General features: G+C 62.0%; 14 protein-coding genes. 5 read left to right on the top strand and 9 right to left on the bottom strand.

Annotated elements, in window-relative coordinates:
- Positions 1-185: 185 nt before the first annotated feature.
- The gene (locus tag RGM2987_RS12815; RefSeq protein WP_245141589.1) at positions 186-587 is read right to left on the bottom strand and encodes a lysozyme inhibitor LprI family protein; all 402 of its coding nucleotides are present in this window, start codon (positions 585-587) and stop codon (positions 186-188) included.
- Positions 588-739: 152 nt separating this feature from the next.
- Between RGM2987_RS12815 and RGM2987_RS12810 the strand changes: the two genes are divergently transcribed.
- A complete protein-coding gene (locus tag RGM2987_RS12810) occupies positions 740-1,204 on the top strand; it encodes an SRPBCC family protein (RefSeq protein WP_245141587.1) in 465 nt (154 codons plus the stop codon).
- A 488-nt stretch (positions 1,205-1,692) separates the two neighbouring features.
- On the opposite strand, the gene RGM2987_RS12805 is transcribed toward RGM2987_RS12810, so the two are convergent.
- Complete coding sequence (locus RGM2987_RS12805; protein WP_245141584.1) at positions 1,693-2,640, bottom strand: AraC family transcriptional regulator; 948 nt, start codon at positions 2,638-2,640, stop codon at positions 1,693-1,695.
- Positions 2,641-2,840: 200 nt separating this feature from the next.
- Between RGM2987_RS12805 and RGM2987_RS12800 the strand changes: the two genes are divergently transcribed.
- Positions 2,841-3,578, top strand: a complete 738-nt coding sequence (locus RGM2987_RS12800) for an SDR family oxidoreductase (RefSeq protein WP_245141581.1) — start codon at positions 2,841-2,843, stop codon at positions 3,576-3,578.
- 74 nt (positions 3,579-3,652) lie between these two features.
- On the opposite strand, the gene inhA is transcribed toward RGM2987_RS12800, so the two are convergent.
- Positions 3,653-4,339 carry an isonitrile hydratase gene (gene inhA, locus RGM2987_RS12795; RefSeq protein WP_245141579.1) on the bottom strand — a complete coding sequence of 229 codons (687 nt, stop codon included), beginning with the start codon at positions 4,337-4,339 and terminating at the stop codon, positions 3,653-3,655.
- Between the two features lie 98 nt (positions 4,340-4,437).
- On the opposite strand from inhA, the gene RGM2987_RS12790 reads away from it, so the two are divergent.
- The gene (locus RGM2987_RS12790; RefSeq protein WP_245141576.1) at positions 4,438-5,430 is read left to right on the top strand and encodes a GlxA family transcriptional regulator; all 993 of its coding nucleotides are present in this window, start codon (positions 4,438-4,440) and stop codon (positions 5,428-5,430) included.
- On the opposite strand, the gene RGM2987_RS12785 is transcribed toward RGM2987_RS12790, so the two are convergent.
- Both RGM2987_RS12785 and RGM2987_RS12780 read right to left on the bottom strand, forming a co-directional pair.
- Positions 5,399-6,301, bottom strand: a complete 903-nt coding sequence (locus RGM2987_RS12785) for an alpha/beta hydrolase (RefSeq protein ID WP_245141574.1) — start codon at positions 6,299-6,301, stop codon at positions 5,399-5,401. The genes RGM2987_RS12790 and RGM2987_RS12785 overlap by 32 nt on opposite strands.
- Before the next feature lie 28 nt (positions 6,302-6,329).
- On the bottom strand, positions 6,330-6,707 hold the full coding sequence (locus tag RGM2987_RS12780; RefSeq protein WP_245141571.1) for a hypothetical protein: 378 nt from the start codon (positions 6,705-6,707) through the stop codon (positions 6,330-6,332).
- A gap of 561 nt (positions 6,708-7,268) precedes the next feature.
- Between RGM2987_RS12780 and RGM2987_RS12775 the strand changes: the two genes are divergently transcribed.
- Complete coding sequence (locus tag RGM2987_RS12775) at positions 7,269-7,628, top strand: DUF6124 family protein (RefSeq protein WP_245141569.1); 360 nt, start codon at positions 7,269-7,271, stop codon at positions 7,626-7,628.
- Between the two features lie 221 nt (positions 7,629-7,849).
- On the opposite strand, the gene RGM2987_RS12770 is transcribed toward RGM2987_RS12775, so the two are convergent.
- Both RGM2987_RS12770 and RGM2987_RS12765 read right to left on the bottom strand, forming a co-directional pair.
- Entirely contained in the window at positions 7,850-9,673 is a 1,824-nt protein-coding gene (locus RGM2987_RS12770) for a glycoside hydrolase family 15 protein (RefSeq protein WP_245141566.1), read from the bottom strand.
- Positions 9,666-10,466 (bottom strand): SDR family oxidoreductase, encoded by an 801-nt coding sequence (locus tag RGM2987_RS12765; RefSeq protein WP_245141564.1) that lies wholly within the window; start codon positions 10,464-10,466, stop codon positions 9,666-9,668. Before RGM2987_RS12765 ends, RGM2987_RS12770 begins: the two co-directional genes overlap by 8 nt.
- Positions 10,467-10,622: 156 nt before the next feature.
- Between RGM2987_RS12765 and RGM2987_RS12760 the strand changes: the two genes are divergently transcribed.
- Positions 10,623-11,795: an MFS transporter gene (locus RGM2987_RS12760; protein ID WP_245141562.1), complete on the top strand. Its 1,173-nt coding sequence runs from the start codon at positions 10,623-10,625 to the stop codon at positions 11,793-11,795.
- A gap of 148 nt (positions 11,796-11,943) precedes the next feature.
- Here the strand turns inward: RGM2987_RS12760 and RGM2987_RS12755 are convergent, their stop codons facing one another.
- A complete protein-coding gene (locus RGM2987_RS12755; protein WP_245141559.1) occupies positions 11,944-13,077 on the bottom strand; it encodes a cupin-like domain-containing protein in 1,134 nt (377 codons plus the stop codon).
- Between the two features lie 82 nt (positions 13,078-13,159).
- A complete protein-coding gene (gene tam, locus RGM2987_RS12750) occupies positions 13,160-13,930 on the bottom strand; it encodes a trans-aconitate 2-methyltransferase (protein WP_245141556.1) in 771 nt (256 codons plus the stop codon).
- Positions 13,931-14,008: the final 78 nt, after the last annotated feature.

Here is a 14,008-nt window from a genome sequence, read left to right as displayed (position 1 = left end):
AACTCAGAAGTGAAACGATGCATCGCCGATGGTAGTGTGGGGTTTCCCCATGTGAGAGTAGGTCATCGTCAAGATTAAATTCCGAAACCCCTATCTGCTGATGCAGGTAGGGGTTTTGTTTTGCCCGTGTAGAAAGTTGAGCCAAAAAGATGACCTCTGCAGGTCATCTTTTTTACAACAGACTGTCAGGCCTCAGGCACTGGACAGCTCAAGTCCCCTTCCTTGCATTTGAGATAGGTCTTGAAGGCCTCGACCCGAGCTTTGGTCTGGGCGGTCATGCAGTCGGTGTAAATCAGCGGGTAAACGCTGCCGCCCTCAACCCCCGAGGCGGAGAATTCGCATTCGGCATCCCGAAAACCAATCCACGCTCGTTGAGCCTTGACCAGCAGTTGCTTGGCTTTGGGATCGTCCGTCAAGCGTGTCGTGATCTGCTTGTAGAGGTCGTTCAGCTCTTTATCGGCGGCTTTGTACTGTTGGGCTGCACACTGGTTCATCTCGCCTTGGGTGATGGCATTGGTGCAGTCGTCAGCCTGGGCAACGGTGGCGAGAAGCAGCGGCGTCAGGGCCAGAAGCAAGCGGGGGGACATGTATTGGTCTCTCCTTGAGGGTAAAAGGGCCGGGGGAGTCTACATCGCGCCATGCGCTTTTACAGGCCGCAAGCTCCAAACAAAGGTCTGATACAACTTTCCGGTTGGCCTCGTGGTCTTACAAGCCTAGTGTCGAACACAGGAGGTGACTCATGCATTCATCCGACCGCATTGAAAGAAAGATCCTGCTCAAGGCGCCACGTTCTCAAGTCTGGCGTGCCTTGGCGAACGCCGAAGCCTTCGGCCAATGGTTCGGTGTCAACCTTGAAGGCAAGCGATTCGTTGCGGGTGAGCGAACCCAAGGGCAGGTCACTTATCCCGGTTACGAACACCTCATCTGGGACGTAGCAGTGGAACGCGTGGAGCCGGAACGGGTGTTTTCGTTTCGTTGGCATCCCTATGCCGTCGAGCCAGGGGTGGATTACTCCCAAGAGTCCGAAACAAGAGTCCACTTCGAGCTCGAAGACATGGACGGTGGGACTCTGCTCAAGGTCGTGGAGTCAGGTTTCAACAATATTCCCGAGGCGCGCCGGCTCAAGGCTTTTCGCATGGACAGTCGTGGCTGGGACGAACAGATGGCCAACATTGAGGCGTTCCTGAGCCGCTCCGACAGATGAGATGTCCAGCCAGGCCTGATACGGCTAAGGGTTTTCGGAAGCACGCTATAGCGAATGTCTTACACGCAATAGTAGTTATGTCGTCTGTTGCGTTTTGGATCCGACCAGTAATCTAGCCACATCCACTGAAGCACAGGGAGTGCTCAGGATCAGGGACGATCGACCTTGCAAGGATGGCTATCGACAGGGAGTCGTAATGGTCTTGGAAAAAACCCGCTTCGGCGGGTTTTTTTTCGTCCGTCGAAAAGTACTCGAATCACGCTATAGCCAAATGCTTACACGTCGCCGCTGTGTTGTCTTCTTTTCCCGGCGAGGCGGTGCGCCTAATCTGTGTCCATCCACTGAGTACAGGGAGTGCTTGGGGTCATGGATGATGGGACCAGGCATGGAATGCCAGACAGGAAGTCATATCGGTCCTTGAAAAACCCGCTTCGGCGGGTTTTTTTCGCCTTTGAAAAGTGCTTCACAATCGTGTCTGCCGGAAAGTCTCAGGCGCTCCTGGCCTGCAACGCCTGGGCTCGCAGCCGAGCGATGTCTTTAGTGGGCGAGGCGCCAAACAAGCGACTGTATTCCCGACTGAACTGCGAAGCGCTTTCATAGCCCATCTTGTAGCCGACGGACGAAACGTCGCTGTAATCCGCCAGCAACAACCGTCTGGCTTCCTGCAAGCGCAGCTGTTTCTGATATTGCAGCGGACTCATGGCGGTCACGGCTTTGAAACGGTGATGCAGCGCCGAAGGGCTGAGGTTGATCATTTGCGCCAGGCTGTCGATGCTCAGCGGCTCGGCGTAGTGAGTGTTGAGCCACTCGATGGCCCGGCTTATGCGGTGGGTCTGGGTATCGGGAATGGCAATTTCATGCAAGCGCTGGCCTTGGGCACCACGCAACAGGCGATAGAAAATCTCCTGCTGGGCTAGAGGTGCAAGGGTGGCGATATCGTCCGGGCTGTCCAGCAATCGCAGCAGGCGCAGCACCGTGTCGAGCAGCGGTGTGTCGATGCGATCCAGGAACAAGCCCCTTGCGGTCCGTGCGGCGGGTACGCCGATGGGGCTGGTATTGGCAATCAGATTGCAGATGCGAGCCGGATCGATGTCGAGGCGGACACACAGGTAAGGTCGCTCAGGACTGGCTTCGATGACCTGGCCCGCCAAGGGCAGCGTCACCGAGACCACCAGGTAATTGAGCGGGTCGTACACATAGCGTTCGTCAGCCAGTTGTACTTCTTTGCGTCCCTCGACGATCACACACAGCCCAGGTTTATGCACGACGGGCAGGGCATCGGTCGGTTGGTCACTGCGGATAAGGTTCAGGGCGTCGATCGCCGTGGGGTGGACGCCGTTTTCCGGGGCGAAGCGCTTTATCAGGTCTGCCAGTTCGGCGCGCCGCTGGCTGAGACCTGCGTCTGGCGCAACCTGTATGGACGTGGAAACCGACATGCCAAATACCTCCCTGGCCAATGAGTGGACCGCGCTAGTAAAGCCCATTGCGCGGCTGACGACCAGAGGTGGTTTTTGCGCTACAGGATCGTGCAAGTGGGCAGGAGAATCCGGCTAACCCTGGCATCGCTCGATTACCTAATCTGGACCTGTCGAATTGCTCCTACCCGGAGCCAACACATCCAGACGAGGAAACCATCATGTCCGACATCCAAAACAAAGTAGTGGTGATTACCGGTGCCAGCAGCGGGATCGGTGAGGCGGCAGCGCGCCTGTTGGCCGCCCGTGGCGCTCGCGTGGTGCTGGGGGCCCGACGCATCGATCGCTTGCAAGCGTTGGTGCAGGAGCTTGAGGCGATTGACCAGCAAGCCGTCTGCAAGGCCGTAGACGTGACCCGTCGCGACGATGTCCAGAGCCTGATCGACTTTGCCGTCGAGCGCTTCGGCAGGGTCGATGTGATCATCAACAACGCCGGAGTCATGCCCCTCTCCAAGCTCGAGGCGCTGAAAGTCGAGGAGTGGGACCGCATGATCGACGTCAACATCCGCGGCGTGCTCCACGGCATTGCAGCCGGCTTGCCGTTGATGCAGCGCCAACGCAGCGGCCAGTTCATCAACATCGCCTCCATCGGCGCTTATGCGGTCAGTCCGACCGCCGCCGTTTATTGCGCGACCAAGTTTGCCGTGCGGGCGATCTCCGAAGGCCTGCGCCAAGAGGTTGGTGGCGATGTGCGGGTGACGGTGATTTCCCCCGGCGTGACTGAATCGGAACTGGCCGAAAGCATTTCCGATGAAAGTGGGCGCGCCGCGATGCGCGAGTTCCGCAGGATTTCGATTCCTGCCGAAGCCATCGCCCGGGCAATCGCCTACGCCATTGAACAGCCGGCGGATGTGGACGTCAGCGAACTGGTGGTGCGGCCAACGGCGAGCCCGTTCTGAGCCAACATGGCAGTAAAACGGTGGCGAGGGAGAAATTCCCTCGCCACCGTTTTTTTGCTGACGAAGACTTTTCGTCAAGCCAGTTCCAACCGCTGCGCAGCCCGTTGCGTAATCTGCGAACGCACCCGGAACGACTCCGCGGTGCGCCGGTGGGCTTCTTCCAGAACGTGCGCAGGGGCGGTTTCCGGGTTGCCTGCGTCGAACGGCGGGGCCGGGGCGTACTCAAGTTGCAACTGGACCAACTGGGCCATGTCCTGGTCGAACAGCTCGGCCGCCAGGGTCAGGGCGAAATCGATCCCCGCCGTGATCCCGCCACCGGTAATCAGGTTACCGTCACGTACCACACGGTCTTTGATCGGGGTGGCGCCCAGGGTTGCCAGCAAGCTGTGATAAGCCCAGTGGGTGGTGGCCTGCTTACCTTTCAGCAGCCCGGCGGCGCCGAGCACCAACGCTCCGGTGCAGACCGAAGTGATGTATTGCGCGTGGTTCGCCTGCCGTTTGATGAAGGCCAGGGTCTGCTCGTCTTCCATCAACGGTCCGACACCGGTGCCGCCAGGCACGCAGATCACGTCCAGTTTCGGGCAGTCCTCGAACGTGGTGGTTGGCAGTAGAACCAGCCCGGTGCTGGCCGTGACCGGAGCCAGGTCCTTCCAGATCAGGTGCACCTTCACATCCGGCAGCGAGGCCAGTACGTCATAGGGGCCGGTCAGGTCCAATTGCTGGACTTGGGGGAACAACAGCAAGCCGATGTGCAATGTCATGTCGCTTTTCCTTGTAAATGCTGCCCGGGGGTGGACGGCTTTACTTTAGGGCCGTAGGCTCTGGCGTACTCGCCAATAAGCCCACGAATTACGCCAATATGCCGAACCCAGCGAAAACCGTTCATGTGTTGGCTTTCCCCAACGTGCAAGTGCTCGATGTCACCGGGCCGTTGCAGGTGTTTGCCTCGGCCAACGACCTGGCCCACCAGCAAGGCTTGCCGTTGCCTTACGCCCCGACGGTAATCGCGGCCTCTGGTGGTCCGGTGGTGTCCTCGGCGGGCTTGGCGTTGTTGGCCGAACCGTTGCCGAGCGAAGACAGTGACACCCTGCTGATTGCCGGTGGTTGGGGGGTGTACGAAGCGGCGAAGGATCCGGCGCTGGTGGCCTGGGTCAAGGCGCATGGCTTGCGCTCGCGACGGGTTGCCTCGGTGTGCACCGGAGCGTTCCTGCTGGCCGCCAGTGGCTGGCTGGACGGGCGGCGGGTGGTCACCCACTGGACCCGTTGTGAACAGCTGGCCGAGCAGCATCCGCAATTGCGGGTCGAACCCAATCCGATCTTTATCAATGACGGCCCGGTCTGGACCTCGGCCGGGGTCACGGCCGGCATCGACCTGGCCTTGGCTCTGGTAGAGGATGACCTGGGCCGCGCCGTGGCCTTGGAGGTCGCTCGGCAGTTGGTGGTGTTCCTCAAGCGTCCTGGCGGGCAATCGCAATTCAGCGTGACCTTGTCGCTGCAAAAACAGGGCGGTCGGTTCGATGATTTGCACGCCTGGATCGCCGAGAACCTGACCCGCGACATGGGCTTGCCGAGCCTGGCTGCCCAGGTCGGCATGAGCGAGCGCAGCTTTGTGCGCCACTACCGCGCTGACACCGGCCAGACCCCGGCGCGGGCGGTGGAGTTGATCCGCGTAGAAACCGCTCGCCGGCTGCTGGCAGACACAGCGGTGCCGATCAAGCGGGTGGCGGTGCAATGTGGTTTTGGCAGCGAAGAAACCCTGCGCCGCAGCTTTCTGCGCGCCATGGGGGTGACGCCCCAGGCGTATCGCGAGCGGTTCGCCCTCAGCCCTCAAGCAGATCCAGCAATGCCTTGAGCGTCGCCTCAGGGGCTTCCTGTGGAATATTGTGGCCAACGCCGGCCAGTACGCGACGCTCATAAAAACCACTGAAGTGCCGGGCGTCCTCATCCTGTTCCAACGCGGGCCCCACGCCGTCGTCGGCACCGCACAGGGAAATGCTCGGCACGCTGATGACCGGTTGCTCCGTGAGTCGCTCCTCCATCCACTCCAGGGTCGGATCGCCCGGCGCGTACATGAAGCGGTGACGGTAGGAATGAATCACTACCTCGACAAAATCCGGGTTGTTGAAGGATGGCGCGCTCAGCGGATAGAGCGCCGCGCCGCGCTTCCAGGTTGGCGACCACAAACGCCAGAGCAGCCCGCACAACTCGCCTCGGTTTTGCGTCAGCCCCTCGACGCCGCGCGCGGTGTGGAAATAATACTGGTACCACAACCGATGTTCGGTTTCCGGATCCAGCGGTTGCGTCGAACGGGGGATGTCCTGCAGGTTGTAGCCATCGCCGGTCACCAGGCAGCGAACGCGCTCGGGCCATAACGCTGCCACGATACAGGCCGCCCGGCCGCCCCAGTCATAGCCGCACAGCGTCGCCTGGGGAATGTCCAAGGCCTGCATCAGATCCAGCAGATCCTGGGCCAGGGCCGCTTGCTGGCCGGAACGCAGGATCGCCGGGTTGTTGAAGCGAGTCGGGCCGTAGCCACGCAGGTACGGCACGATGACCCGATAGCCGCGCTGGCCCAGGATCGGCGCGACTTCATCGAACGCCCTGGGATCATAAGGAAACCCATGCAGTAGGATGACCGGCTCGCCATCGGTGGGGCCGTGTTCTTCGTAGGCGATGCGCAGCAGTGGCGTTACCGTAAAGTTGATCTTGGGCGCTGGGTTCATGTCGGCCTCCGGCGGTGCACGATGGCGCTCAGGCGGGTTCCTGATTCACGTATTTGGCCCGGTCCGGGGTAAAGGTCACGATCATGTTCGTGCCGGAACAGGTGAGGGTGCGTTCCTGGGTCAGGTCGATGTCCAGGTCTTCACCGCGCAGGCCCTGCCATTGAGCGAGATATTTGAGACAGCCGAATTTCGCGTTTTTCTTCAGGCTGCGGCTGACGCCACCTTTCCAGCCCAGCACCGGCAGTTCACCAGCCAGGCAACGTTGCGCCAGTTCCGGAAACCGCCCGGCCCGTTCGCGGCCGATTTCCCAGCATTTGATCAAGCCCTTGTCCGGGCCGTCCCAAAGGTCCTCCCGGGACAGGCCTGATCGGGGCGCGGTGGTGATGGAGCGTTTTATGTGAGTCATGTCGAATCCTTGAGTCGGGTGTGACCGGGCAGCTCCGCTGCACCCGTGGGTGCATCGATCTTAGGAGGGGTTTGCGGAGCTGGCAAGGTGATCGAAATAGCCTTTGTGGCGAGGGGATTTATCCCCGCTGGGCTGCGCAGCAGCCCCTTAAACAGGACGTTCACGATCAGCCAGATCACCGGGCTGTTAGCTTTTGGGGCTGCTTTGCAGCCCAGCGGGGATGAATCCCCTCGCCACAGTGGGTTTTGTTCCTACAAGGAATTAAGCGAAGCGGAATTTTCTGACGAATCCTGTCGGTTGTCGGTTAGGAAGGGGCGGGGATAGGCTTTGCCGGTCGCTGCAAAATCAGCGACCGGGTTTGGTCACCCGTCCAATGTCAGGCGCACATGCGCCAACCCAGCATCTTGGCGCTTTTGTCGGTATGCTTTGCGGTGGGCTGTGCGCGGGGCACTTTCGAGTGCGCCGGGTGCCTGACTTCCCGGTTGACCAACCTGCGTACCGCCCACCATCCTCGTTTGGTCACGAGGAGGGTGAGCTCCACTTCAAGTCAGGAGTTTCACAATGGTCAAAATCACCCCCAACCCTCCAACCGCCGAAAACCTCTCGTCCTACACCACCCTCGATTCAAAAGAACATCGCGAAGCCGCCGAGCGGGCGCTGAACATCCACTTATCGCCTGACGCTCCAACCAAGCCCGACACCCAGGACGGCCAGGTCTTTTCGGTGGCGCCGGGGCTCAGCAACGAATCGGTGTTGACCAGCCTCAGCGAAACCCTGGCTTCGGCCAATGCAATGCTCGATGACTTTGCGTTCGACCTGGAAGGATCGCGGCGGCATGTGGCGTTGGGGATTCAGCAGTTGATCGAACTGAGCACGCTGCTGGCCAACCGGGCACTGGATAACATCGAACCAACGTCCTGACTGCCACACCGCTTATGTGGCGAGGGGATTTATCCCCGCTGGGCTGCGCAGCAGCCCCAGAAGCTGACACTCGGTGTATCAGAATGATCGCGAGCGTCCTTCTTAGGAGCTGCTTTGCAGCCCAACGGGGATAAATCCCCTCGCCACAGGGAGGTTGTGTGAACTGGTCAAGTAATTCTGGACACCAGTTAAGTGTTCATCCGCAAGCGAGGCGACGCCACTCACGGCTGCCAATTATTCTTCTCCCCACTCAACTTGCGATCCAGGAAACTCGCCGCGCTGATCAATGCCAAGTGCGTCAACGCCTGGGGAGTGTTGCCCAAGTGGTAACCGTGGCTATCGAATTCTTCGGCGTATAGCCCCAGCGGGTTGGCGTAGCGCAGCAGTTGTTCGAATTCCAGCTGGGCTTTTTCCACGCGGCCGGCGCGGGCCAGGCATTCGACGTACCAGAACGAGCAGGCGGCGAAAGAGCCTTCGGTGCCGCTAAGACCGTCGATGGGGCTGTCGTCGTTGCGGTAGCGGTAGACCATGCCGTCGCGCACCAGGCTTTTTTCGATGGCTTCCAGGGTGGAAAGCCAGCGCGGGTCGCGGGCGCTGACGAAGCGCACCAGGGGCATCAACAGCATTGCGCCGTCGAGGGCGGTGCTGCCCAGCCGTTGGACGAAATGCTGGTGGTCCTCGTTCCAAAAGTTCGTCCAGATGTCTTCGTAGATCGCCTGACGGGTCTCATCCCAACGGGCGAACGGCGCCGGGAGCGAGCGTTTTTCGGCCAGGCGGATGGCGCGGTCAACCGCGACCCAGCACATCAATCGCGAGTGCAGGAACTGCTGTTTTTCGCCGCGCATTTCCCAGATGCCGACGTCGGCGTCCTGCCAGATGTTGCACACCTGATCGACCACATCGACCACGTGCTTCCAGCCTTGATGAGAAATGGCTTCACCGTACTTGTTGACCAGGTACACGGCGTCCATCAGCTCGCCAAAGATATCCAGTTGCACCTGCTGGTAGGCCAGATTGCCGATGCGCACCGGTTGCGCGTTGCCGAAGCCTGCGAGGTGCGGCAGCTCGGTTTCCGGCAATTCGAGCCTGCCGTCCAGGCCGTACAGGATGTTGAGCCGGGTCGGTTGTTCGCAGCAGTCGCTGACCCGGCTGCGCAGCCAGCGCATATAGGCGTTGGCTTCTTCGACAAAGCCCAGGCGCATGAACGCGTAGACCGTGAACGAGGCGTCGCGGATCCAGGTGTAGCGGTAATCCCAGTTGCGTTCGCCGCCACGGGTTTCCGGCAGGCCGAAGGTGGCCGCGGCGATGATCGCGCCATGTTTGCGCGAGGTCAGCAGCTTGAGCGCGAGGGCGGAGCGGTTGACCATTTCCCGCCAGCGGCCCCGATAGGTGGACTGGCCGATCCAGCCGCGCCAGAACGCCAGGGTCCGTTCCAGGCACAGTGCGCTGGCGTCTCCCTGGAGCCGCGGATCGTCGATGCCGCCCAGCAGGAATTCGGCGCCCTGGCCTTGTTCCAGGGTGAATTCGGCCACTGCCGTGTCGCCGTCCAGGGTCATGGACTGGTCGGAGCACAAGCGCAGGCTCGGCTGCCCCGGTGCTTCGAAACAGATGTGTGTAGCGTCCTGGCGCGCCGTGGTGGCGGCTCGGGCATAGTCGTGGCGCACCGCGCAGCGCATGCGGAATGTCGCACGGCCCACCGCCATGCGCACCTTGCGCATCAGCACGGGCAGGTCATCCTCACTGTCGCCGATGGGCAGCAGGTCGGTGATTTCCACCACCACGCCGTCGCTCAGCCAACGGGTTTGCAGCACGTTGGTGTCGGGCAGGTAGATCTGTTGGCGACGGGCCTCCGGCAGGTCCGGGGTGAGCTGGAAAATGCCTGCCTGGGGCGTGTCCAGCAGCGAGCAGAAGATCGACGGGCTGTCGAATTCCGGCCAGCAGAAAAAGTCCACGCTGCCCCGGTCGTTGACCAGCGCGGCGGTGCGCATGTCGCCGATGATGCCGTGGTTTTCGATCGGGCTCTGCGATTCGTCGTGATCAGCCATTGCCGCGAAACCCCGGATAAAGGCTCATCCCGCCATCGATGAACAACGTGGTGCCCACCACATAATCGGACAGGTCCGACGCCAGCCACACCACTGCGTTGGCGACATCTTCCACGTCACCCACGCGACCATACGGAATCAACTCCAGCAGCTTTTGCCCCTGCTCACCCTCGACGACATCGCGATTGATGGCGGTACTGATGGCCCCCGGCGCGATGCTGTTGATGCGGATGCGTTGGTGGCTGGTTTCCTGGGCCAGGGACTGCATCAGCAGGTCGACACCGCCCTTGGACGCGGCGTAATTGACGTGGCCGGCCCAGGGAATGCGTTGGTGCACCGAGCTCATGTGGATGATCTTGCCGGCGGCCCGGGACACACCCTGGCGAATCCCCTGGCGATTGAAAATCCGCAGGGCGGCACGGGCGCAAAGAAACTGCCCGGTGAGGTTGGTGCCGATCACGGTGTTCCAGTCCTCCAGGCTCATGTCGACGGCGGCCGCGTCTTTTTGCAGGCCGGAATTGGCCACCAGAATGTCCAGCGTGCCAAAGGCATCGAGGGCCTTGGCGAACAGTTGTTCGACGTCCGCCTCCTTCGACACATCGGCACCGACGGCGATGGCACGGCCGCCGTTGGCGTTGATTTCGCGGGCCAACGCTTCGGCCGGGCCGGCGCTGGAATGGTAGTTGAGCACCACGGCGGCACCGGCGTCAGCCAGGGCCTGGGCGGCGCCGGCACCGATGCCGGAGCTGGCACCGGTCACTAGCGCGACTTGTCGGGCGAGGGAAATCTGCATAAAGAGCACCTTCAATGGACGGCCTAATTGGCTGACTGGCGCAAGGCGCAGAGAGTTCACTTGCGCACGACACTCTTCACATTTGCGCCACATTTTGGCGCTTCCCCCGCAGCCGTCCTTTGTGGCAAGTTGCAGGCCCCTGTCGAGGCCGGATCCATGGCAAACCCTTATCGCGAACTGTTCAACGCTCCCGGCAGCCTGGGTTTCGTGCTGGCGGGCATGGTTGCGCGGATGCCGGTTTCAATGACGGGCATCGGCCTGATCACCATGCTTTCGCAGTTGCAGGGCGGTTACGCCCTGGCCGGCGCGGTGGCGGCAACCTTCGCCTTGGCGACCGCATTTTGCGCGCCGCAGGTGTCACGCCTGGTGGACCGTTTCGGTCAGGGCCGGGTCTTGCCGGTGGCGGCGTTGATCGGTGGCGGGGCGTTGCTGATGTTGCTGCTCTGCACCCGGTTGCAGGCGCCCCACTGGACCTTGTTCATCTTCGCCGCCCTGTCCGGTTGCATGCCCAGCATGTCGGCCATGGTGCGGGCGCGCTGGACCGAGTTGTATCGCGGCCAACCGCAACTGCGCACCGCCTATGCCCTGGAGTCGGTGCTCGACGAGGTGTGTTTCATCGTCGGGCCACCGCTGTCGGTAGGATTGTGCGTGGTGGCGTTTCCCGAGGCGGGTCCGCTGGCCTCGGTGCTGACGCTGGCAATCGGCGTGACGGCGTTTGTCTTGCAGCGCGCCACCGAGCCGCCGGTCCATGCGCATCAGGCACAGCACCAGGGTTCGCTCATCGGTTCCGGCGACATGCTGTTGCTGCTGTCGTTGATGCTCGCCATGGGCACCATCGTCGGTGTGGTGGACGTGGTCAGCGTGGCCTTCGCCCAGCAACAGGGGCAACCGGCGGCGGCGAGTATCGTGCTGTCGGTCTATGCCTTTGGCTCATGCCTGGCCGGGCTGGCGTTCGGCGCGCTGCGCTCGAAGTTGCCGTTGCCGCAGCTGTTTTTGTACGGTGGGATGGGGACGGGCCTGACGACGCTGCCGTTACTGTTCGCATCCAATATCACCGGGTTGTCGGTGGCGATGTTTGTCGCCGGACTGTCGTTTGCCCCGACCCTGATCGTCGCCATGGCGCTGGTGGAACGCCTGGTGCCGCCGGCCCGGCTGACCGAAGGCCTGACCTGGCTGGTGACTGGCCTGAGCATCGGCGTGGCGGTTGGCGCCGCCGGTTCCGGTTGGCTGGTGGACCACTACGGCGCACGTGCCGGTTTCGGGCTGGCGATCCTCGCCGGGGCCGTGGTGCTGGGGGCGGCGGTGCAGAGTTATCGGCATTTGAAATAACCGGGTCCAAACAAACCCCCTGTGGCGGGGGAGCTTGCTCCCGCTTGAGTGCGTAGCACTCACAAAATAGGGGCCGCTTCGCCCGAGGCGTCGGACCGTCCCAGCGGGAGCAAGCTCCCTCGCCACAGGGGCAGTGCCGCTCTGGCAATCACCAACCCCGCCCCGAGTTCACCCAGAAATTCACCGACAGCGAGGTGGACACCGACTCCACCTGGTGAAACCAGCCCTCGGGCAAGAACAGCAAATCCCCAGCCTCCAGCGTCACGCGTAGGAACGTCACGTCCCGGGCCTGGGGGAAGCGTTGGTAGTCCGGGGCGTCCGGGTTGAAATCACAGCCATCCAGCCCACCCTGGGGCGCGGTCGACCAAGTGCCGAGGGCTTCGCGGTGATGGGGTGCGGCGAGGATGAAGCTTTTCTGGCCCCAGACCTGGGCGAACAGGTTGTCGGTGTCGTCGCGGTGCAGTGGCGTCAAGGTGCCCTTGGGGCCGATCCAGATCCGTGGCGGGATGAACAACGACTGGTCGAAGTAGGGCGGGTAGTTGATCTGTTCCAGCAACTGCGCCGGCAGGATGTTATTGCCCATATAAGCCGGTGGTTCGCCGTCGGCGCCCTGGGCCGTCGGGTTGTCCAGGGACGCGATGAATGCCGCCATGGACGTGGAGCGAAAGTCCCGCTCGGTGGAAAAGGTTTTCTTCACGTAGTCGCCGTGGCGGGTGATGCCTTGCAGCTCGGCAAAGTGCACCAGGGATTCTTCGCGGCTGAGCTTGAACAGCGGCCAGTCCTGCAAGGCATCGCTGATGACCAGCGGGATGCCGTGGGGCAGGTAGCGCGCGCGAAATTCCTGCACCGACAACTCGCTGCGCGGTCGTCGCTCCACGAAGCGTTGGGTGGGCAGGCTGGCGCTGAGTTTTTCGCTGAAGCGCGGCGGGGTGGGGTAGCGCTGGTTCATGTCGACCTTCGCCGCCACTGCGCTGCCGTGGCGGGCATGGTCGATGATCTGCGGCAGCAACGTCGCCAGGCCCATGTTGCCGCCGATCCTCAGGCGACCACTGGCAAACAGTTCCTCGACATTGGCCAGGCCGGCCATGATCCCGAGAAAATCCTTCTCTGCCACTTCAATGGTCACATCGGGACTTGGGTGCCGACCGGCCTGGGTGTGGCTGCGGTCCGTGACCTGCGACCAATACGCCTGGTGCGGACCGAACACGAATTGGAAAACGCCTTCGATACCAACGGCGCCGGCATTGGCGAACAGCTTGCCCAGGATGGTTTGCAAGTCCACGGTGGTCACTCTTGTGGGGGTGGTTCTGGCAGGTAACGAGAACCTGGAGCAAAAATTTAGCCCCCCAGCGCAAACCCACGCTCTAGCGCGTCGCCACCATGAACACCCGGGGAAACGGCAGCAACACGGTTCCATCGTCCAGCGCCGGATACGCCTGTTCGACCGCTCGCAGATAACGCTCCAGATACGCTTGGCGCTGCGCCTCATCCAGCGGCGTGAGGAACGGCCGCAAGCCGCTGCCCTTGAACCACTCCACCACACCCGCGGCGCCGTCGGCCAATGGGTGATGGTAGGTGGTGCGCCACACATCGACCCTTGTGCAGTGGGGCTTGAGAATCGAGTAATAGGTGCTGGCGTCTTCCACTTCAGTGCGGGTATCCGCCGCGCCGGCCAGTTGGCTGGCCCACGGCCCGTCGGCGGCGATTTCCCGCATCAAGCGGTGGGAGGGCTGGTGCAGGGTGTCCGGCATCTGGATGGCCAGGCTGCCTCCAGGCGCCAGTTTGCTCACCAGCGATGGCAGCAACCTGGCGTGGTCGGGCAGCCATTGCAGCACGGCGTTGGCGAAGACCACATCGAACGGCCCGGGCTCGTTCCATTGGCCGATGTCCGCGGTGTCGAACGCCACGGAGGGCAAGCGTTGGCGAGCGGCTTCGACCATGTCGCTGGAGCTGTCCAGGCCGCGCACCGTTGCGCCGGAAAAATGCTCCACTAACAGCTCGGTGGAATTGCCGGGGCCACAGCCCAGGTCGATGACCGAGCGCGCCTGAGTAGTAGGGATGGCGGCTAGCAGGTCTCGGGCTGGACGGGTACGTTCCTGTTCGAATGCAACATATTGCCTGGCGGACCAACTCATGGCGTTCTCCTTGGGTGAAGTGAATCGGATGCCGCCAGTATAGGATTGCGTGGCGGCGACATCGATTGCGACTAATTC

It is taken from the genome of Pseudomonas sp. RGM2987 (genome assembly GCF_022952855.1).
Taxonomy (GTDB): Bacteria; Pseudomonadota; Gammaproteobacteria; order Pseudomonadales; family Pseudomonadaceae; genus Aquipseudomonas.
Note: the sequence above shows the minus strand (reverse complement) of the source record. Positions and strands in the feature narration are given on the sequence as shown.